Source organism: Cellulomonas sp. P4_A2 (assembly GCF_056402515.1).
On record NZ_JBFUHG010000020.1, the window covers coordinates 26,850 to 47,214 of the forward strand.

The 20,365-nt window shown below is 71.4% G+C and carries 16 protein-coding genes; 11 read left to right on the forward strand and 5 right to left on the reverse strand.

Annotated elements, in window-relative coordinates; translation table 11 throughout:
* The first annotated feature begins 75 nt into the window (after nucleotides 1–75).
* Together AC1DUE_RS16780 and AC1DUE_RS16785 are read left to right on the forward strand one after the other, a co-directional pair.
* Complete coding sequence (locus AC1DUE_RS16780) at nucleotides 76–624, forward strand: hypothetical protein (RefSeq protein WP_477040554.1); 549 nt, start codon at nucleotides 76–78, stop codon at nucleotides 622–624.
* The gene (locus AC1DUE_RS16785; protein ID WP_477040555.1) at nucleotides 621–2,720 is read left to right on the forward strand and encodes a hypothetical protein; all 2,100 of its coding nucleotides are present in this window, start codon (nucleotides 621–623) and stop codon (nucleotides 2,718–2,720) included. Before AC1DUE_RS16780 ends, AC1DUE_RS16785 begins: the two co-directional genes overlap by 4 nt.
* 7 nt (nucleotides 2,721–2,727) lie before the next feature.
* Here the strand turns inward: AC1DUE_RS16785 and rfbD are convergent, their stop codons facing one another.
* Nucleotides 2,728–3,579: a dTDP-4-dehydrorhamnose reductase gene (gene rfbD, locus AC1DUE_RS16790; RefSeq protein WP_477040556.1), complete on the reverse strand. Its 852-nt coding sequence runs from the start codon at nucleotides 3,577–3,579 to the stop codon at nucleotides 2,728–2,730.
* Nucleotides 3,580–3,684: 105 nt separating this feature from the next.
* On the opposite strand from rfbD, the gene AC1DUE_RS16795 reads away from it, so the two are divergent.
* Nucleotides 3,685–4,305 (forward strand): dTDP-4-dehydrorhamnose 3,5-epimerase family protein, encoded by a 621-nt coding sequence (locus AC1DUE_RS16795; RefSeq protein WP_477040557.1) that lies wholly within the window; start codon nucleotides 3,685–3,687, stop codon nucleotides 4,303–4,305.
* Here AC1DUE_RS16795 and AC1DUE_RS16800 read toward each other — a convergent pair.
* Nucleotides 4,302–5,426, reverse strand: coding sequence for a glycosyltransferase family 4 protein (locus AC1DUE_RS16800; RefSeq protein WP_477040558.1), 1,125 nt, complete (start codon nucleotides 5,424–5,426; stop codon nucleotides 4,302–4,304). The two genes, AC1DUE_RS16795 and AC1DUE_RS16800, sit on opposite strands and share 4 nt — an antisense overlap.
* Nucleotides 5,427–5,522: 96 nt before the next feature.
* Between AC1DUE_RS16800 and AC1DUE_RS16805 the strand changes: the two genes are divergently transcribed.
* Nucleotides 5,523–6,623: a glycosyltransferase family 4 protein gene (locus tag AC1DUE_RS16805; RefSeq protein ID WP_477040559.1), complete on the forward strand. Its 1,101-nt coding sequence runs from the start codon at nucleotides 5,523–5,525 to the stop codon at nucleotides 6,621–6,623.
* 3 nt (nucleotides 6,624–6,626) lie between these two features.
* On the opposite strand, the gene AC1DUE_RS16810 is transcribed toward AC1DUE_RS16805, so the two are convergent.
* On the reverse strand, nucleotides 6,627–9,158 hold the full coding sequence (locus tag AC1DUE_RS16810; protein ID WP_477040560.1) for a glycosyltransferase: 2,532 nt from the start codon (nucleotides 9,156–9,158) through the stop codon (nucleotides 6,627–6,629).
* A gap of 171 nt (nucleotides 9,159–9,329) precedes the next feature.
* Here AC1DUE_RS16810 and AC1DUE_RS16815 point away from each other — a divergent pair, with 171 nt between their 5' ends.
* Both AC1DUE_RS16815 and AC1DUE_RS16820 read left to right on the forward strand, forming a co-directional pair.
* Entirely contained in the window at nucleotides 9,330–10,235 is a 906-nt protein-coding gene (locus AC1DUE_RS16815) for an ABC transporter permease (protein ID WP_477040561.1), read from the forward strand.
* The gene (locus AC1DUE_RS16820) at nucleotides 10,235–11,431 is read left to right on the forward strand and encodes an ABC transporter ATP-binding protein (protein WP_477040562.1); all 1,197 of its coding nucleotides are present in this window, start codon (nucleotides 10,235–10,237) and stop codon (nucleotides 11,429–11,431) included. Before AC1DUE_RS16815 ends, AC1DUE_RS16820 begins: the two co-directional genes overlap by 1 nt.
* Nucleotides 11,432–11,440: 9 nt before the next feature.
* Here the strand turns inward: AC1DUE_RS16820 and AC1DUE_RS16825 are convergent, their stop codons facing one another.
* Nucleotides 11,441–13,039 carry a glycosyltransferase family 2 protein gene (locus AC1DUE_RS16825; protein ID WP_477040563.1) on the reverse strand — a complete coding sequence of 533 codons (1,599 nt, stop codon included), beginning with the start codon at nucleotides 13,037–13,039 and terminating at the stop codon, nucleotides 11,441–11,443.
* A 110-nt stretch (nucleotides 13,040–13,149) separates the two neighbouring features.
* Nucleotides 13,150–14,184, reverse strand: coding sequence for a class I SAM-dependent methyltransferase (locus AC1DUE_RS16830; RefSeq protein WP_477040564.1), 1,035 nt, complete (start codon nucleotides 14,182–14,184; stop codon nucleotides 13,150–13,152).
* 102 nt (nucleotides 14,185–14,286) lie between these two features.
* On the opposite strand from AC1DUE_RS16830, the gene AC1DUE_RS16835 reads away from it, so the two are divergent.
* The 5 genes from AC1DUE_RS16835 to AC1DUE_RS16855 all read left to right on the forward strand — a co-directional run bounded on the left by AC1DUE_RS16835 (nucleotide 14,287) and on the right by AC1DUE_RS16855 (nucleotide 20,363).
* Nucleotides 14,287–15,387, forward strand: coding sequence for a glycosyltransferase family 4 protein (locus AC1DUE_RS16835; RefSeq protein WP_477040565.1), 1,101 nt, complete (start codon nucleotides 14,287–14,289; stop codon nucleotides 15,385–15,387).
* A complete protein-coding gene (locus AC1DUE_RS16840) occupies nucleotides 15,384–16,448 on the forward strand; it encodes a glycosyltransferase family 2 protein (protein ID WP_477040566.1) in 1,065 nt (354 codons plus the stop codon). Before AC1DUE_RS16835 ends, AC1DUE_RS16840 begins: the two co-directional genes overlap by 4 nt.
* Nucleotides 16,449–16,524: 76 nt before the next feature.
* Nucleotides 16,525–17,520 carry a dTDP-glucose 4,6-dehydratase gene (gene rfbB / locus AC1DUE_RS16845; protein WP_477040567.1) on the forward strand — a complete coding sequence of 332 codons (996 nt, stop codon included), beginning with the start codon at nucleotides 16,525–16,527 and terminating at the stop codon, nucleotides 17,518–17,520.
* Between the two features lie 162 nt (nucleotides 17,521–17,682).
* Nucleotides 17,683–18,852: an LCP family protein gene (locus tag AC1DUE_RS16850; RefSeq protein WP_477040568.1), complete on the forward strand. Its 1,170-nt coding sequence runs from the start codon at nucleotides 17,683–17,685 to the stop codon at nucleotides 18,850–18,852.
* Between the two features lie 605 nt (nucleotides 18,853–19,457).
* A complete protein-coding gene (locus tag AC1DUE_RS16855; protein ID WP_477040569.1) occupies nucleotides 19,458–20,363 on the forward strand; it encodes an LCP family protein in 906 nt (301 codons plus the stop codon).
* Nucleotides 20,364–20,365 lie beyond the last annotated feature (2 nt).

Here is a 20,365-nt window from a genome sequence, read left to right on the forward strand (position 1 = left end):
CCGCAGGATGCCCTCGACCGCGGGTCGGATCGCTACGGTAAGGCGTCAACATCACCCCGACGACGCTGAGGCGACATGCGACACCCCGCTCGTTCACTGGGCGCTGCCTGGCTCCTGCCTGCGCTCCTGCTGATCGGTGCGTGCTCGCCCGACGCCGCTGACGCCCCCGCGACGTCGTCGAGCGCGACCGTCGCGGCGCCGACCCCGGAAAAGTCGACGCCTCCGCCCGCACAGACCACGGATCCCGCCGCCGGACCGACCGCGACGGCGAGCGAGCCGCCCGCATCGCCAAGCACGACCCCGGCCGCACCGCCGCCGGACGCCCGCAAGCGGACGAGCCTCGTCGTGACCTCGCTGGCCTGGAACGCTGGGACCAACGCCGTCGAGGCGAGCGCGTTCGTCCTCGTCGTCGAGAGCGACGGGAAGTGCGCGCTGACGCTGACGCTCGGTTCGACCACGGTCACCGCTCACTCGATCGGCTACCCCGACGCGAGCTCGACCTCGTGCGACCTCCTGTCGATCCCCCGTGCTCAGCTCAGCCCCGGAACGTGGCAGGCCGCCCTGGACTACGAGTCGTCGTCGAGCGTCGCCACGAACTCACCCCTGACGATCGAGGTCCCGTGACGATGTCCCTCTCCCTGCCGCGCGCCGTGCGCCTGCTTCTCGGTGCTGCGCTCGCGGTCACCCTCGGCGTCGGGCTCGTCGTCGCGTCGCCGGCCGCGCCGTCGGCCACGGCCGCCGACGTCGGCGCCTTCGACCCCAGCCTCATCATCAGCGACGCGATCTTCTACGACTCGACGACGATGAACGCCTCAGACATCCAGGTGTTCCTCGACCGGATGGGTGCGTCCTGCGTCGCCGGGACCGACGGCACGCCCTGCCTGAAGGACTTCCGCCAGGACACCGCGTCACGCGCCGCGACCGACAAGTGCCCGGGCGGGTACGCGGGGTCCGGCGCCGAGAACGCGGCCACGATCATCGCGAAGGTCTCGCGTTCGTGCGGCATCAACCCGCAGGTGATCCTGGTGACGCTGCAGAAGGAGCAGGGCCTCGTGAAGGGCTCGGGCACCGGTCTGTACGCCAACCGGTACCGCAGCGCCATGGGCTATGGCTGCCCCGACACCGCGGCGTGCGACGCGCAGTACTACGGGTTCTTCAATCAGGTGTACTCAGCGGCGTCGCAGTTTCGGAACTACGCGATCAACCCGACGCGCTACAGCCACCGGGCCGGTGTGGTCAGCAACGTGCTGTTCAACCCGAACAGTGCCTGCGGCGCGACCGCGATGGTGATCAAGAGCCAGGCGACCGCAGGCCTCTACAACTACACGCCGTACCAGCCCAACGCCGCGGCTCTCGCCGCGGGGTACGGCACGGGTGACGCCTGCTCGTCGTACGGCAACCGGAACTTCTGGCTCTACTTCACCGACTGGTTCGGGCCGACCACGCAGCGCTCGCCGATCGGGGTGCTCGACTCCGTCACCGGCGGACCGACCACCGTCACCGCGAACGGCTGGGCCCTCGACCCGGACGTCACCAGCTCGATCGCGGTGCACATCTTCGTCGACGGCGGCTGGGCTGGTGCCGCGACCGCGACCATCCCCCGCGGCGACGTCCAGGCGGCCTACGGCAAGGGCGAGGCCCACGGCTACTCGATCAACGTCCCGGCACCGGCCGGGACGCACCAGGTCTGCGCCGTCGCGGTCGACGGCACCGGTGGCGGCAACACCGAGCTCGGCTGCCGGACGGCGACGGTCGTGAACCGGACGCCCACCGGCGTCATCGACGCCATCGGCGTCACGGGCACCGAGGTCACTCTGTCCGGTTGGGTGTTTGACCCCGACACGAGCGGTTCGATCGGCGTGCACGCCTACGTCGACGGCGGCTGGGCCGGGGCGGTCGACGCCAACCGTTCGCGGCCCGACGTGGGGGCGATCTACAAGAACGGCGACAACCACGGGTACTCGATGACCCTGAACGTCGCACCGGGGACGCACTCCGTCTGCATCTACGGTATCGACAGCAGCGGCGGACCCAACCCGGCGCTCGCCTGTCGGTCGTTCGCGACGATGACGACGGTCCAGAAGCCGCCGATCGGCGTGGTCGACACAATCTCCGTCAACGGCGCGACCGCGACCGTCTCCGGCTGGACCTTCGACCCGAACACCGTCGCGCCGATCGGCCTGAAGGTGTACCTCGACGGCGCCCTGGCCGCGAGCGGGACCGCTAACATCTCACGTCCGGACGTCGCCGCCGCCTACGGCATCGGTGACCTGCACGGGTACAGCGTCGCGTTCGGGGCGGCGCCCGGCGCCCACACGGTGTGCGTGCGCGGCCTCGATTCGACGTCGAGCGCCGAGACCGAGGTCGCGTGCCGGCAGTTCACCGGCGCGGCCCCCGCGGCCGTGAACGCGCCGCCGACCGGCGTGATCGACGCGATCACGGTCTCGGGCACGACTGCGACGGTCTCCGGGTGGGCGTTCGACCCCGACACCACGGCGGCCATCGGCGTCCACTTCTACATCGACGGCGGCTGGGCGGGCGCGACGACGGCCGACCAGTCACGGCCCGATGTGGGCGCCGTGTACGGCAAGGGCGACCTGCACGGGTACTCCACGCCGTTGCCGACGACCGCGGGCCAGCACACGCTGTGCGCGTACGGCATCGACGCGAGCGGCGGCCCGAACCCCGCGTTCGCCTGCCGGGCCTTCACGGTCGGCTGACGGCAGGTCAGCCGGCGGCGAGGACCGCCGGCGCCGCCGCGTCCCAGCGCTTCTCCCAGTCACCGATCGGCTCGACCCCCGCGGCACGCAGCGCGTCGTGCCCCAGGACGGAGAAGGCGGGACGGGGCGCGGGACGCACGAACTGCGCGCTCGAGGTCCGTCCCACCGCCGCGGCATCGAGCCCGGCCGAGGCGACGGCCGCCGACGCGAAACCGTGCCACGACGTCCGGCCCGACGAGGTGCCGTGATAGGTGCCTGCGGGTGCCTGCGCCTCGACGAGGCGGACCACGAGGTCCGCGAGGTCGACGGTCCACGTCGGCTGACCGAGCTGGTCCGTGACGACGTCGATCGCGCCGCGTTCGCGGAGGACCCGCACGATCGTCTTCGGGAAGCACGCGCCGTGCGCCCCGTAGAGCCAAGCCGTCCGGACGACGAGGTGGTCGGGCGCCTCGGCGCGCACGGCCCACTCCCCCGCCGCCTTGGTGCGGCCGTACGCCGAGCGCGGGTCGGCCGGGGCGTCCTCGGCGTAGGGGTCGGTCGCCGAGCCGTCGAAGACGTAGTCGGTCGAGATGTGCACGACGCGTGCACCGGCCGCGTGCGCCGCGCGCGCGACGTTCGCGGCGCCGACGCCGTTGACGGCGAACGCGGTGGCCTCGTCTGACTCGGCCGCGTCGACGGCCGTGTACGCGGCGCAGTTGATCACGACGTCGTACCCGTGGGCGATGCCCGCGGTGGCGTTCGCGTCGGTGATGTCGACCGTCGACCGGTCCGCCGCCGACACGTCCCGCCCGCGCTCGGCGAGCAGGGCGGTCAGATCCTGGCCCAGCATCCCGTTCGCACCCACGACCAACCAGCGCACGCTCACTCCGTCTCCTCGACCGTCTACCGGCACCTCGGCGACCCGGACAGGCTAGTCGACCTCTGTACGCTTCTTGCGGCCCACCACCTGTCGAAAGGACCCCTCATGCCCTACCGCGAGCTCCGAGTGCCCGGCGCGTGGGAAGTCACACCCCGGCAGTTCCCGGACCCGCGCGGCGTGTTCCTCGAGTACTTCCAAGGGGCGCCCTTCGTGGAGAACGTCGGGCACGCGCTGAACGTGGCACAGGCGAACTGCTCGGTCTCTGCCGCGGGCGTCCTGCGCGGGATCCACTTCGCCGACACCCCGCCGAGCCAGGCCAAGTACGTGACGTGCGCGAAGGGCGCGGTCCTCGACGTCGTCGTCGACGTGCGCGTCGGTTCGCCGACGTTCGGTCAGTGGGACTCGGTCCTGCTCGACGACGTGGACCGCCGCGCGATCTACCTGAGCGAGGGTCTCGGGCACGCGTTCCTGTCGCTCGAGGACGACTCGACGGTCCAGTACCTGTGCTCGACCCCGTACACGCCGGGAGCGGAGCACGGCATCCACCCGCTGGACCCGGAGATCGGCATCGAGTGGCCGACGACCGCGCGGGACGGCTCGCCCCTGACCCCGCTGCTGTCGGACAAGGACCTCGCCGCCCCGTCGCTGTCCGACGCCGCGGCGAGCGGTCTGCTGCCGACCTTCGCGGCCGTCCAGGCCTACCGGGCGACCCTGCTCGGAGCCTAGGACCTCGCGAGCGCCGCCTCGTACGCGCTCAGGTGCGTGCGGGCGGCGCCGCGCCAGGTGAACTCCTCGGATCGGGCGACCGCGGCCACGGCCAGCTCGGCGCGGCGCTCCGGCTCGTCGAGCAGGCCGCGCAGTGCGGACGCGATCGACGCGTCCTGCGTCCCGCAGTAGTCCACCGCGTCACCGCCGACCTCCGGCATCGAGAGCTCGCGGGTCGTCAGGACCGCGGCACCGCACGACATCGCCTCGAGGACGGGCAGGCCGAAGCCCTCGCCGAGCGTCGGGTATGCGACGACCTGCGCCGCCGACAGGTAGCCGGCGAGGTCGGCGAGCGGCAGGTACCCCGTGCGCCGTACGACGAGGCCCTCGGGGACGCGCGCGATCTCCGGGTCGACGTGCTCATCCCAGCCGGGCGCACCGGCGAGCAGCAGCGCCGGCGGTTCGGGCCGGTCGCGCACGGCCTCGACCCAGCCGCGGACGAGGGCCGGGACGTTCTTGCGCGGCTCCAGCGTGCCCAGGAAGGCGACGTACGGGCGGTCGCCCAGGTCGAGGGTCTGCCGGACGCGCTCCTGCTCCGCCGCGCTCACCGGGTGGAAGAGCGAACGGTCGACCCCGTGGTAGGCGACGAAGAACGCGTCGGGCGTGCCGTGCGTGTACCGGACGACCTCGTCGCGAGTGGCGCGGGACGGGACGACCAGCGCCGCGGCCCGTCGCACGGCGTTGCGCGTCGCGGCGCGGAAGAAGCGTGCCTTCACGGCGGAGTGCAGCTCGGGGTGGCTGAAGAACGTCGCGTCGTGCAGCGTCACGACGACGGGCACCGGTGAGCGCTGCGGCATCGTGTAGTGCGGGCTGTGCAGGACGTCGACGCCCGTGGAGCGCACGAGCGAGACGAGCCCGGTCTGCTCCCACAGGAGACGGGCGGGCCGGCCGGCCACACGTCCGGGGGCGGGGACGACCTCGGCGGACGGCACGAGGCCCGAGACGACGTCGGTGTCCCGCGGCTGGCAGACGACGACGAGCTCGGCGCCCTCCGCTGCGAGGGCCGGGAGCAGCGCGTCGACGTAGCGTCCGACGCCGCCGCGGTCCGCGGGGATCGCCGTCGCGTCGATCAGGATCTTCATGTGCTCCGCCTTCGCCCTCCGCACCGCGACCCCACGCGACGCAGAGGCGAGGCTACCCACTCGTCCGGACCCCGTGGCACACCCTAGGCTCGGCCGGTGCCCCAGAACCTGTCCCCGACCGTCCGCGTCGCGCTGACCATCGAACAGCTCTGGCAGCCCGTCCCGGGCGGTTCGGGCACCTACGTCCGCGAGCTGGTGGGCGCCCTGCGCGCGGGCGGGGGCGTCGACATCGTCGGGATCGCCGCCCGACACGGCGGTCCGCCTCCGTCGGGCGCGCTCCCCGTCCCCGTGCGGACCGCCCGCCTGCCGCGCCGCCTTCTCTACGACGCGTGGCAGGGCCGGCGGTCGCGCCGCTCCGTGCCGCCGGACGTCGACGTGGTGCACGCGACCACCTGGGCGATCCCGCCGCGGACCGCGCCGCTCGTCGTGACCGTGCACGACCTCGCTTTCCTGCGTGCGCCCGAGCACTTCACGCCGCGCGGCAACCGCTTCTTCCGGCGCGCGCTCGAGATCGTCCGCGACGAGGCCGACGTCGTCGTCACACCGTCGGAGCTCACGGCGCTCGACTGCGTCGAGCAGGGCATCGAGCGCGACCGGCTGCGGGTGGTCCCGCTCGCCGCGGAGGTGCCCACCGTGACCGCCGAAGAGGTTGCCGCGTTCCGCGCCGAGCACGGCCTCGGGGACCGCCCGTACGCGTTGTGGTGCGGGACGGTCGAGCCGCGCAAGAACGTCGCGACCCTGCTGCGGGCGTTCGAGCAGGTCGACGCCGCCCTCGACCTCGTCCTCGTCGGCCCCACCGGCTGGGGCTCCGTGGACCTGGAGGCACCGGCAGCCCGGCTCGGCGACCGCCTCAGGGTGTTGGGCCGGCTGCCCACCGACCAGCTCCACGCGGCGTACGCCGGCGCCCGGGTGTTCGCGTTCCCCTCGACGTGGGAGGGCTTCGGCCTGCCGGTGCTCGAGGCGATGGCGCACGGCGTCCCGGTGGTCACCAGCCGCGGGACGTCGATGGCCGAGTTCTCCTCCGACGCCGCGCTGCTGGTCGACCCGCTCGACGCCGACGCCCTGGCCGGGGCGATCGTCGAGGCGGCCGGGCCGCGGCACGACGACCTGGCCGCCCTCGGCCTGGTGGTCGCGGGCGCCCACACCTGGGCGCAGACGGCCGCACGGACCGCCGAGATCTACGGCGAGGTCCGCTGAGGGCTAGACGTCCAGCTGCTCCGGGCCGTCGTCGGACTGCGGGTTGCGCAGACGGCCCACGCGGCCCTTGGCCCGGCGCACCAGCTCGGCCGGTCCCCCGTCGGCGAGGTACTTGCGCGCGAGCGCCACGTCGGCCCTGACCGAGAGTCGTGGCCCCTTGTCCCGGCGGCGCTTCTTGCCCACCTCCGGCAGGGCGGCCGCGAGGTCCGCGGCGCGACGCGGGAAGCGGCAGAACGCCAGCACCGGTTCCAGCACCGAGCTCCAGTGATAGGACTCGGCGAACGCCCGGACCGCGGTGCGAGCGCTCGTGGCCGCGTCGTCGTCGAACAGGAGCTCCTCGAGAGCGGCCTGCAGCGCGTCGACGTCGTTGGGCGGGACCGTCCGGCCGAGCCCGTGCCGCTCGATGAGGTCGCCGAACGTGTCGCCGGTCGTCGCGACGATGGGCAGCGACGCCCACAGGTAGTCGAGGATGCGCGTCCGGAAGCTGAACGCCGTCTCGATGTGGTGGTGGTGGGTCGAGACGCCCAGGTCCGCGTCGAGCAGGTAGTCCCCCCGCTCGTCGTACGGCACCCAACCCTCGTTGAAGAAGACGTGCGTGCCCACCAGTCCCAGCTCGACGGCCACCTCGCGGGCCTCGGTGGCGACGCGCATGGCCGGGACGCCCGGGTTCGGGTGCTTGAGACCCATGAAGAACAGCCGTACCTCCGGGTGGTCCTGCGCGAGCCGGCCGACGGCGCGGATGAGCGTGACCGGGTCGAACCAGTTGTAGATCCCGCCGCCCCAGAGCAGGACCTTGTCGTCCGGCCCGATGCCCGGGACCGTGCCCCGGATCGCGTGCCGACGCTGCACCGGAGGCTCGTCGGGAATGCCGAACGGGACGACCGCGAGCAGCGACCCCATCGCCTCGTCCTCGTCGTACGTCGCCGGGTTGACCCGCCCCTGCCCCGCCAGCTGGCCCAGCCAGAAGTCGCGCTGCTTGTCCGACGCGCAGAGCACGAAGTCCGCGCGGCGCAGCTGCGCGTTGAGCACGCGCGTCGTCTCCATCACGGCGTCCACCCGGCCCGCGGGGCCGAGGTCGCGCGCCTGCTCGAGCTGCTCGAGGTGCATCGGGTCGTACACGTCGGCGACGAGGATCTTCGACGAGCGCGCCAACCACGGGGCCTGCGAGAGCAGGAACCCCTGGAAGATGATCACGTCGGCCCAGTCGGTGGGCTCGCGCAGCCCGGTGCCGCCGGCGTACTCCACGGAGAAGTCGGGGTGCGACGTCTCGGCCGCGACCGTCGAGACGAGGCGCACGTCGTGCTCGGGAGCCAGCGCGGTGGCCAGCTCCCACGCGCGGATCGCGGGCCCGGCCATCGTCGTCAGGAGCGGCTCGCCCGTCACGACGAGGATCCGGTGGCGCGTCGAGAACGTCTCGGTGATGTCGAACGCGTCGACGAGCGCCTGGTACCCCTCGACGTAGTGCGGCTGCGGATAGGCGGGCTCCATGACCTGCCGGAACAGCGGCAGCAGCTCGTGGTCGCTGCGGCGACGGTGAGCCTGCAGCTCGCGGCGGGTCACGGACAGCGACGGGAGCTGCTCGACGAAGTAGTCGATCGCGAGCGGACCCGTCAGGGCCATCTTCGGGATCGTGACGTCGGGCTCGGTGTCACCGCCGGGCGAACGCTGCAGGTCCAGCTGGGTCGCGTCGAGGTCCGTGCGCGCCACGGACCGACGGACGGCGAGGGCCATCGCCGCCGGGAGCGCCTTGGCGAGCGCCTCCTCGCCGAGGTTCTTGTACATCGAGAGCAGGGCGTTGCGCTCGAGCAGGTAGCTCTCGCGGTAGTTGCCGAACTTCTTCATGGTCACGTGGTGCCGGTGGAACGCGACCGAGCCGGGCACGTAGCGCACCTTGTGGCCCAGCAGGTTGAGCCGCCAGCCCAGGTCGACGTCCTCGTAGAACATGAAGAAGCGCTCGTCGAAGCCACCGACCTCGCGGAACGTCGACGCGCGCACGAACATCGCCGCGCCGGTGCCGAACAGGACGTCTTTCGGGATGTCGAAGGCGGGCGAGTCGGGCTGCTCGACCTCACGCTTGTAGCCCATGCCGAACCACGTCAGCGAGCCGTCCACGTAGTCGACCTTCGTGCCCTCCCAGTCGAGGACCTTGCTGGCCACCGAGGCGACCGTGGCGTCGGCCTCGAACGCGTCGACCGCCGCGGAGACCCAGCCCGCGCCGGGCCGCGCGTCGTTGTTGATGAACGCCACGTACTCACCGGTCGCGTGCTCGACGCCGAGGTTGCAGCCGCCGGCGAAGCCCGTGTTGCTGCCCGCCTCGACGACCGTCACGCCGGGAAGCTCGGCGCGCAGCTGTTCCGCGCTCCCGTCACCCGAGTCGTTGTCGACGACGATGAGCTCGAGCCGCTCGACAGGCCAGTCCACGTCGGCGAACGACCGCAGGCAGACGATCGTGTCGTCCGCGCCGCGGTAGTTGACCACCACGACCGAGACGACGCCGGGTCGGGTCTGCGGAGGTGCTGCGGACGGACGGCTCACGGGACCTCCAGGTGGGTGGGCGGCACCGCCGGATGCTGGCGCGACCCGCCGTGCATCCTATCGGCGCGCCCGCGAAGGCCCCGTGGCGGTTCGGGGAGCACGGGCTTTGTTGGTTACCCTGGGGCCGATCCTCGCTGCCCATCCGGGCACCGAGACGTCACGAGGGGACCGATGGACACCACTGCGGAAGACCGTGCGGCAGCCCTTGCGCTGGAGCCGATGCGGTCCGCAGGGCCGACCTCAGGGTTCTTCCGAGGAACCGTCCAGAGCGTCCGCGACATCGTCGCCCAGCGCGAGCTGCTCCACCTCCTCGTGCTGCGTGAGCTCAAGGCGCGCTACAAGGACAGCGTCTTCGGATTCGCGTGGAGCCTCATGCGCCCGCTGGCACTGCTGCTCATCTACTACGTCGCACTCGGCCAGTTCCTCGGTGCGGCCAAGCAGATCCCGTCCTTCGCGATCTTCGTCTACACAGGTCTGACGGCCTGGACCCTCTTCAACGAGATCGTGCTCATCGGCACCGGCTCGATCGTGATGAACGCGGGGCTGATCAAGAAGGTCTACCTCCCGCGCGAGGTCTTCCCGCTCAGCGTGGTGGGCTCGGCGCTGTTCAACTTCGGCATCCAGCTCGTCATCCTGCTCGGTGCGACTGTTGTGGCGGGCCAGTTCCCGCTCGGCCAGCGCTGGTGGTACTTCCCGCTGTCGTTGCTCGTCCTGGTGATCTACGGCACCGCGTTCGCCCTGCTGCTGTCCGCCGTGAACGTCTACCTGCGCGACATCCAGTACATCGTCGAGATCTTTCTCATGGTCTTCTTCTGGGCCTCGCCGATCGTCTACTCGTGGGGGCTGGTCAGCCGCCACCTGGAGGGCTCCGCGCTCGAGTCGGTGTACCTGGCAAACCCCGTGACCCTCGCCGTGCTCGGCTTCCAGCAGACGTTCTGGGTCGCTGGTGACGGCCAGCCCGTGCCGTCCGACCTGGGCGCCCGGCTCGGGGTCGCCGTCGCCATCGGCCTCGTGCTCCTCTGGCTGTGCCAGCGTGCCTTCGCGCGGCTCCAGAGCAACTTCGCCCAGGAGCTGTGATGAGTACCCCCGTCATCCGCATCGACGACCTGTCGAAGCGATTCGTGATCCGCAAGGAGAAGTCGCTCAAGGAGCGGGTCCTCAACTTCGGCCGGTCGAACCTCCACAAGGAGGACTTCTGGGCCCTGCGCGACGTCGACCTCGAGATCGAGGCCGGCACCACCGTCGGGCTCGTCGGACCCAACGGCTCGGGCAAGAGCACGCTGCTGAAGACGATCGGCGGGATCATCCAGCCGACCACGGGCAGCGTGCACCTGCGCGGTCGCCTGGCGGCTCTGCTCGAGCTCGGCGCGGGCTTCCACCCGGACCTCACCGGCCGGGAGAACGTGTACCTGAACGCGGCGATCCTCGGCCTGTCCCGGCAGACGACCGACAGGTACTTCGACGCGATCGTCGACTTCTCCGGCATCGAGCGGTTCATCGACACGCAGGTCAAGTTCTACTCGTCCGGCATGTATGTCCGGCTGGCCTTCGCTGTGGCCGTGCACGTCGACCCGGACATCCTGCTGGTCGACGAGGTGCTCGCCGTCGGCGACGAGCCGTTCCAGCGCAAGTGCCTCGAACGCATCCGTACGTTCCAGAAGGAGGGCCGGACGATCATCCTCGTGTCGCACGGCCTGGACCAGGTGGCCGAGTTCTGCGACCGCGCCGTGGTGCTCGAGGCCGGGCGCGTCGCGGCCGATGGTGTGCCCGAGGACGCGCTCATGGTCCTGCGCGCCGACTTCGAGGAGGCCCGTCAGGCGGACCTCGCCCGAGCCGCGGCCGCGTCGCCTCAGGAGGCTGCTGCCCGGGCCCGGTTCACCGGGATCAGTGTGCGGTCGGCCGAGGGCGAGAGCGCCCGACCGGTCGTCGAGGAGGGCGAGTCGATCGTCATCACGATGGAGGTCCGCTCCGACGCGGAGATCCGCGACTGGATCATCGAGGTCGGCATCGCGACCCCCCTGGGCAACCCGCTGTACACCACGAACACGGAGATGATGGGGATCACCCTGGAGCCCCTGCTGGGCACCCGGCAGTACACGCTGACGCTCCCGCACGTGTTCCTCGGTCAGGGCGACTATGCCGTCCGCACCACGCTGCGCTCGGGCGACGGCGCCGAGATCCAGTACGTGCCGGTCGCGGCCCAGTTCAGTGTCCGCACGGCCTCGACCAGCCGCGGCCACGTCTACATGCCGGGACTGTTCCAGTCCCACTGACGACGGGGCTCAGAACTCCGCGCGGTAACCGACCGGGAAGTACGGGTCGACCTCGGGCGTGCCCCAGCGGCGCATGATCGTGTCGTACTCCCACTGGTGCACGGTCGAGTCCCGCGTCAGCGACTCGAAGTGGTACAGCGTGACTCCGACCATCCAGAGCAGCCGCAGGTCCCGCGAGCCGATCTTGCGGGAGAAGTCGACGTCGTTGAAGTTGCCGGGCAGCCCCTCGCTGAACCCGCCGATGTCCTCGAACGTCTCGCGCGTGACCGCGATGCACGCCGCGGTGAGCCCCGAGCACTCGCGGTTGACCAGGTACGCCCGGAACGGGCCGTCGTCGTCGCCCGCGCCCTTGAAGCCCGCGTGCGTCAGGTCCCCGCTCGCGTAGACGTGGCCGCCGTGCTGGAGGCTGCCGTCGGAGAAGAGCAGCCGCGCACCGGTCGCGCCGACGCCCTTCTCGAACAGCGGGGCAGCGAGCTCGGCCGCGAAGTTCGGAGTGACGAGCTGCATGTCGTCGTTCATGAACACGACAACGTCGCCGGAGCTGGCCAAGTAGCCGACGTTGCACTTGGCGCTGAAGTTGAACGGCTCGGCGAACAGGACGAACGTCGCCCGGTCGCCGGCGATCTCCCGCAGCTCGGCGAGCACGGACTTGGGTGTCGGCTCGTCGTAGACGATGACGAACTCAAGGTTGTCGTGCACGCTGAGCGACACCAGGGACCGCACCAGCTCGACGACGAGGCACCGGGTCTCGCCCCAGACGAACGCGCTGCCGCCCCGGGTCGGGATGACGATGCTGACCTTCACCGACGGGTCGAGCTCGCGCTTGATCCGGTAGGTGCCCGGCTGCGGGCCGTGATGCGCCTGCCCGCGGATCCCCCGCCGGTCGAGGCTGCGCTGGACCGCGGCCACCCCGGCATCCCACGCGTAGGGCTTGGCCTCGCTGTCGTGCGCGGTCGAGCCGGCGATCGCGCGCCAGTGGTAGTAGACGCCGGGCAGGTGCACGATCGCGCGAGCCTTCTCGGTGACCCGCAGCACGAGGTCGTGGTCCTGCGACCCGTCCGTACCGACCGCGAACCCACCGACCTCTCGCACGAGGGACGTGCGCAGGAGGGACAGGTGACCCGTGTACATCTGGCCGAGCAGGCGCTCGGGCGACCACTCAGGCTTGACGAACGCGTCGTAGAAGTCGCCCTCGTCGCTGACCTTGTCCTCGTCGGTGTAGAGGTAGTCGAGCTCCGGCTCTTCCTCGACGGTTTCCGCGAGCGCGGCCAGCGCCCCCTTGGCCAGCATGTCGTCGTGGTCGAGCAGGGCGACGAACTCGCCCGTGGCCAGCCGGAGCGCGTCGTTCGACGCCGCCACGATCCCGCCGTTCGTCTCCCGGGTGTGCACCGTGATCCGATCGTCGGCCGCTGCGAGCTCGCGAAGCAGCGCCTTGACCTGCGGCGACGGTGAGCAGTCGTCCACGAGGACGAGCTGCCACGCACCGTAGCCCTGCGTCCGGACGGACTCGACCGCGGCGCGAAGGGCGGCAATCGGTGGGTTGTAGACGGGTGTGAGGACGGAGATGACCGGCGCTCGTCCCGCTGACCGAACTCCTGTCGTCTCCACGATGTCTGAGTCTGTGCTTGTTTCCGTACTCGTGCCTGTAGCTGTGTCTGTGTGCGTGCTCGTCATGATCTCCCCCGCCTTGCCACCCCCTGCACTGCCAAGTACAACCGTCACGCGCTTCCCCGGATCGCGCGGCGAACCCTGCTGAGCGGTGCGACCACGAACTGGCCGACACGCCAGCTGGCCGACGCGCGCAGCTCGGCGACGTCGTGCTCGGCCCGCGAGAGCTTGCGCTCCGCGATCGAGCGCTCCCGACGCGCGGTGCCGAGCTCGGCCTCCGCGCCCACGGCGTGGTCACGCAGCGTGAGCACCTTGCGACGCAACGTCGTGTTCTCCTCGAGCAACCGATCGGCCTCTAGCATCAGCAGCACCCGCCCTCCCTCTTGTGCCTCGGCCATCTCGGGCAGCACGGCCGCCGGCTCCAGCTCGGGCGTCGGTGCGACACCCTCGTCGCCGGCCTTCTCGACGACGAGCACGTACTGGTAGTTGAAGCTCTCCGGCCGTGACCGCACCCAGTCGACGACCACGTCCGGCAGCGCCTCGCGGTCAAGCTCGACCTCGGAGGCCAGCGGGTCGACGACCGTCGAGCGCAGTCGGGTCACCTGCAGGCCCGCCTCGTCGGCCAGGGCCAGGATCGAGGCGCGCGTGAAGAACCGGATGTGCGTGCGGTCAAGCAGCCCGGTGTCCCGGTAGTCCCACCGCCCTTGCAGCAGCGCGAGCCGCAGCGAGCCGTGCGTGACGTTGGGGACGGAGATGACGATCTGGCCACCAGGCGCCAGCAGTTTGGCCGCCGAGGCGAGCACTGCGGCCGGACGCATCAGGTGCTCGAGGACGTCGGCGAGGATGATCCGGTCGTAGAGCTCTCCATCGAGCGCTGCAGCCACGTCCTCGCGGTCCAAGTCCATCACCGTGACCGTGCGCAGGCCACGCTTGCGCGCCAGCTCCGCGGCATCGGGATCGACCTCGACCCCGTCGACCGTGCAACCGCGCTCGATCAGGACCTCACCGAGGAAGCCCGTGGAACAGCCGATGTCGAGAACCCGCTGACCAGCACCGACGAGCTCGACGACGAGCGCGTGGCTGGTGTTCGCGGCCTCAGGATCGATCGACTCGAGGTCGTAGACACTCACTGCGAGGCGCTCCATCCGATCGAAGATGACCACCATAACGGGGGCTCGCGACGATGGTAGTCGGTGGTCCGGGCGTGCGGCTCTGCTGCGACAACGAGCCGTGGCACGATGTGCGGCGTGCGGATCACCCTGGACGCGACCCCTCTCGTCGGGCTCCGCACGGGCATCGGTCGATACGTGGAGCATCTGGTCGCCGAGCTGCCCGCCGCGCTCGAGCGCCGGGGCGTCGACGGCGACGTGCGGGTCTCGACGTGGACCGCCCGCGGCGGAGCGGTCCAGGACCTGCCCGGCTCCGTCGTGCAGGTGGGCCGACGCGTGCCGGCCCGGCTCGTGCGCGCGCTGTGGCGGCACGGCACGTGGCCGCCGATCGAGCTCCTGGTCGGCCGCACCGACGTCTTCCACGGGACCAACTTCGTGTCACCTCCGACGCGGCACGCGCGCGAGGTCGTCACGGTGCACGACCTCACCTACGAGGTGCACGCCGAGACAGTGGACGAGGCGAGCCTGCTGTACCGCGAGCTGGTTCCGCGCGCGATCGCCCGCGGGGCTCACGTGCTCACACCGACCGCAGTCGTCGCGGCCGACGTCCGCGCGCGCTACGGCTTGTCCGACGAGCGGGTCACCGTCACGCCGCTCGGTGTCGACGAGTCGTGGTTCGACGCCACATCCGTCGCGACGTCGTGGCTGGTCGAGCGGGACCTGCCGCGGCGGTATCTCGTGTTCGTCGGCTCGCTCGATCCCCGCAAGAACCTGCGTCGGCTCCTGGACGCGCACCGGGACCTGCGAGCGCGCGACCCCGAGACCCCCGACCTGGTGCTGGCCGGACCGGCGGGTCGAGAGGTTGGCCTGGCCGGCCGGCCGGGCGTGCACCTCACCGGCTGGCTGTCCGACGAGGAGCTGGCCAGCCTGGTCACGGGCGCCGCTGCACTCGTGCTCCCGTCGCTCGACGAGGGGTTTGGCCTGCCCGCCCTAGAGGCGCTCGCCGCGGGCCGGCCCGTCCTGGCCGCCGATATCCCCGTCCTGCGAGAGGTTGCTGGGGAGCACGCGGTCTACGCGGCGCCCACCGACGTCGACGCTCTCGCCGAGGGGCTCCGCGCTGTCCTCGCCATAGCGGACGACCCCAGCGTGCGGGCCGACCGGCAACGGCACGCCCGAGGGTTCACCTGGGCGCGGACCGCCGACCGCTCGCTCGACGCCTATATACCGGTGTCGTCGTGACGGCGGACGTCACCGTGGTCACGGTCTCCTGGGAGGGGCTGGCGCTTACCCTGACCTGCCTCGACGCCCTGCACGCGCAGGAGCTCGGCGACGTCACGATGGAGGTCGTCGTCGTCGACAACGGCTCCACCGACGGCACCGCGGCCCGGGTCGCCGAGCTGCACCCGTGGGTCCGTGTACTGCGCTCCGAGGTCAACCTCGGGTTCACGGGCGGCAACAACCTGGCGTTCCGGCAGGTGCGGACGCCGGCGGTCGTCCTCCTGAACAACGACGCGACCCCCGAGCCCGGCTTCGTCCGCATCCTCGTCGAGTCGCTGCGCGCGGCGGACGACCGGGTCGCCGCCCTGGCCGCGACCGTGCTCCTCGCCGAGCACTTCCGGCCGGCCGCACCGGGCGACGACCCCTCGACCGTCGTGACCGGTCCGGACGGTGCCTGGGTCGCGGCACCCGCCGGCGAGGTGCGCCTGGTGAACTCGACCGGGAACGAGATCCGGACCGACGGCTTCGGCGTCGACCGCGGCTGGCTGTGCGACGCCAAGAACCACCACCCGCCGGCCGACGTCTTCGGGTTCAGCGGCGCGGCCGCGATCCTGCGCACGTCCGTCCTGGACGAGGTCGGCCTCTTCGACGAGCGGCTGTTCATGTATTACGAGGACTCGGACTACTCCTGGCGCCTACGACTGGCCGGGTACCGGGTCCAGCACTGCCCGGACGCCGTCGTCTCGCACGTGCACGCCGCCTCCTCCCACGAGGGCAGTGACTTCTTCCGGTTCCACGACGGCCGCAACCGGCTCGCGATCATGACCAAGGACGCGACTACTGGCCTGGCGTTGCGCTCGTGGGTCGCGTTCGCCATCACCACCGCATCGGTCGGTCTGCGCCGACGCCAGCCCTGGCCCGTGGTCCGCACACGCCTGCGCGTGATGGCGTCGGCCGTCCGGCTGCTGCCGCACCTGCTAGCCGAACGCCGCCGCATCGGCCGCAGCGCCGTCGTTCCGCGACGCGTCGTCGAACGGCTGCTCGTGAGCCCGTCGACGACCAGCGGCGGCTACCGTCCCTGAGGACACCTCTTGAGCGGCGCAGGGAGGCGGCACGTTAGGCTCACTGGCTGATCCATGACACAGGAGGAACGTCCGAATGCGCATGCTCGTGACCGGCGGAGCCGGTTTCATCGGCTCCAACTTCGTCCACCAGACCGTCCGCGAGCGCCCCGACGTCCACGTGACCGTCCTCGACGCGCTCACCTACGCGGGCGACGAGCGCAGCCTGGACCCGGTCGAGGGCAAGGTCGTGTTCGCCAAGGGCGACATCGCGGACCCCGACATCGTCGACACCCTCGTCAAGGACGCCGACCTGGTCGTGCACTTCGCGGCGGAGTCGCACAACGACAACTCGCTGCACGACCCGTGGCCGTTCCTGCGCACCAACGTGATCGGCACGTACCAGCTGCTCGAGGCGGTGCGGCGGCACGACGTGCGCTACCACCACATCTCGACCGACGAGGTCTACGGCGACCTGGAGCTCGACGACCCCGCCAAGTTCACGCCGGACACCCCGTACAACCCCTCGAGCCCGTACTCCTCGACGAAGGCGGCCTCGGACCTGCTCGTGCGCGCATGGGCCCGGAGCTTCGGGGTGCGCGCGACGATCTCGAACTGCTCGAACAACTACGGGCCGTACCAGCACGTCGAGAAGTTCATCCCGCGCCAGATCACGAACGTCATCGACGGCGTCCGTCCGAAGCTCTACGGCTCGGGCGAGAACGTGCGCGACTGGATCCACGTCGAGGACCACAACAGCGCGGTCTGGGCGATCATCGAGCGCGGCCGGCTGGGCGAGACCTACCTCATCGGCGCGGACGGCGAGGAGAACAACAAGACCGTCGTCGAGGACATCCTCGAGATCATGGGTCTCGAGAAGGACGCCTACGACCTGGTGAGCGACCGCCCGGGCCACGACCTGCGGTACGCGATCGACTCCACCAAGCTGCGCGACGAGCTGGGCTGGGAGCCGCGGTACCCGAACTTCCGGGCCGGTCTTGAGGCGACGATCGCCTGGTACCAGGAGCACGAGTCGTGGTGGCGGCCGCAGAAGGACGCGACGGAGGCGAAGTACGCCCAGCTGGGCCGGTGAGCCGCTTGGGGCGCTGATCTGCACAGATCCTCCACCACGCCAGACCGTGTGCTCCCCGTCGACGAAACATCCGCCTCCTACGATCGTCCGGTGACTGTTCGCCACGCCTCCCCTTCGCGCCCCCGTGCCGCCCGACACGCTCGACGTGTCCGGACGCACGGCGTGCTGCGCTCCGTCGCCCTCGTGGCGGTCGCCGTGCTGACGTTCACGGTCGCGGGCGGAGCTGCCGTCGCAGCCAAGCTGCAGGGCAACATCGACCAGGTCGACGTCACCGCGCTGGTGAACCCCGTTCCGTCGCCGAGCAAGGAGCCGGACCCGGACGACCCCAACAAGGGCAGCCCGGTGAACATCCTGGTCCTCGGCTCGGACCAGCGCGACGGTGAGAACGGCACCATCGGCGGCGAGGCCGAGGGCATGCGCTCGGACACCGCGATGGTCATGCACATCTCCGCGGACCGCACCCGGATCTCCGTGGTGTCGATCCCCCGCGACTCCCTCGTGGACATCCCCTCGTGCACGATGACCAACGGCAAGACCACCCGCGCGACCCACGCGATGTTCAACACGGCGTTCGCGACGGGCTGGGACAACGGTGGCGACATGGCCTCTGCCGCGGCGTGCACCATCAACACGGTCCAGCAGAACACCGGCGTGACCATCAACCACTTCATCGTCGTCGACTTCGCGGGCTTCCAGAAGATGGTCGAGTCGATCGGCGGGGTGCCGATGTGCATCCAGAGCGAGACGCGGGACAAGGACGCCGGGCTTTACCTGGCGGCGGGCAACCAGGTTCTCGACGGGCCCACGGCGCTCGCGTTCGCGCGCGCCCGCCACAACGTCGGAGACGGTTCGGACATCAACCGCATCGGCAACCAGCAGCAGCTCGTCGCCGCGATGGTCCGCGAGGTGCTCTCGCGCGACGTCCTCACCAACCCGTCGAAGCTCGTGTCCTTCCTCAGCGCCGCGACGAGCTCGCTGACCACCGACACCGAGATGTCGATCACCGACATGACCGGCCTCGCCTACAACCTCCGGAACATCGACCGTGGCAACATCACGTTCATGACGATCCCGTGGGCAGCGGCCAAGTCCGACAAGAACCGCGTCGAGTGGACGTCGGCCGCGAAGCAGGTCTGGGCCGACATGGCGAACGACGTGCCGCCAGCCAGTTATGTGCCGCCCGCACCGACGGCCACCCCGACGACCCCCGGCGCCACGACGCCTCCCGCGGTCGCGGACCCGGCCGCACCCGTGGTGCCCGCGCCGGCCGAGACCAAGAAGGCCGGCCGCGAGGAGTTCTCGGTCGCCGACACGACCGCCGTCTGCGCATGACGTCGGACGACCGAACCGTCCGGACCCCGCCGCCGAGCTTCGCTCCGGCGAGCGGCGCGCGTCCTGCCGACCCCGCGGAGGCGCAGCCGATCGTCGTCGGTCGGTTGTCGCGGCCGCCTGCACCGCCTGCTGCCCGTCCGGCGTCCCCGGCCCGTCCCGACTCGCGGCCCGCGTCGCCGGGGATGCCTGCGTCCATCACCCCGTCCTCCGCCGAGGGGGTGTCGCGACCCGACGCCGCGGCGATCGAGGTGCCCGGCACCCGACCCCCGACCCGCCCCGCCTCCCCCGTCCGGACGTCGACCTCGTCCGCGTCTCGCACCTCCATGCCTGCGGCCGTCCCACCCGGCTCGGCGCGCACCCCTCCGCCCGCTCCCCTCCCGCCGGGTTCGGCACGCACCGCGACGGCCTCGGGTGCGGCGCGCACCTCGACGCCGGCATCGGTCCCCCCCGGTGCGACGCCTCCACGCAGCACGTCGTCGCGACCCTCCGGGCAGCGCCCGCCCGTCCGGCCCGTGCCGGCCGGTCCGCGCGGACCCGCGACGCCGGAGGCCGCCACGCCGCGCCGACGTCGTTGGCCGCTCGTCGCACTCGTCGCGGTGATCGTCGTGGCTGCCCTCCTCGCGTGGCCCATCGGGCTGACGATGTGGGCGAACGGCAAGGTCCAGCACACCGCCGCGTTGAGCGGTGCCGCCAACACCCCGGGCACCACGTACCTGCTGACTGGCTCGGACTCCCGAGCGGACGGTGCGGTGGGCGAGGACGGAACCGAGGGTGCGCGGACCGACACGATCCTCGTGCTCCAGGTCCCCGACAGCGGGCCCGCCGCGCTCATCTCGCTGCCGCGCGACACGTACGTCGAGATCCCGGGGCACGACGCCGCGAAGCTCAACGCCGCCTTCTCGTGGGGCGGCGCACCGCTGCTCGTCCAGACCGTCGAGGGGCTCACGGGCCTGACCGTCGACCACTACGCCGAGATCGGCATGGCGGGCGTCGAGCAGATCGTCGACGCGGTCGGCGGCGTGAACCTCTGCTACAACGCGGTCGTCAGCGACCCGGACTCGGGCATGGTGTGGCCGACGCCCGGCTGCCAGGACGTGGACGGCACGCAGGCCCTCGCGTTCGCACGCATGCGCAAGTCGGACCCCACCGGCGACGTCGGTCGCGCCGAGCGCCAGCGCCAGCTCATCGGCGCCGTGATGGGCAAGGTCACGCCCGCCTCCCTCGTGCTGCACCCGGGCAAGCAGGTCGATCTCATCGACGCCGGCACGGCCGCGCTGACGTTGAGCGACGGGACGGGCATCGTCGACATGGGCAAGCTCGCGCTGGCGTTCCGCGCGGCCAACGGTCCCGGCGGCATCACCGGCACCCCACCCATCAAGAGCCTCGACTACCGTCCGGGCGGAGTCGGCTCGACGGTCCAGCTCGACCCGGACCTGACGCCGGCGTTCTGGGTCGCGGTGCGCGACGGGACGTTGCCGCCCGGTCCCGTCGGCGGGATGCCCGGCGCTTAGCA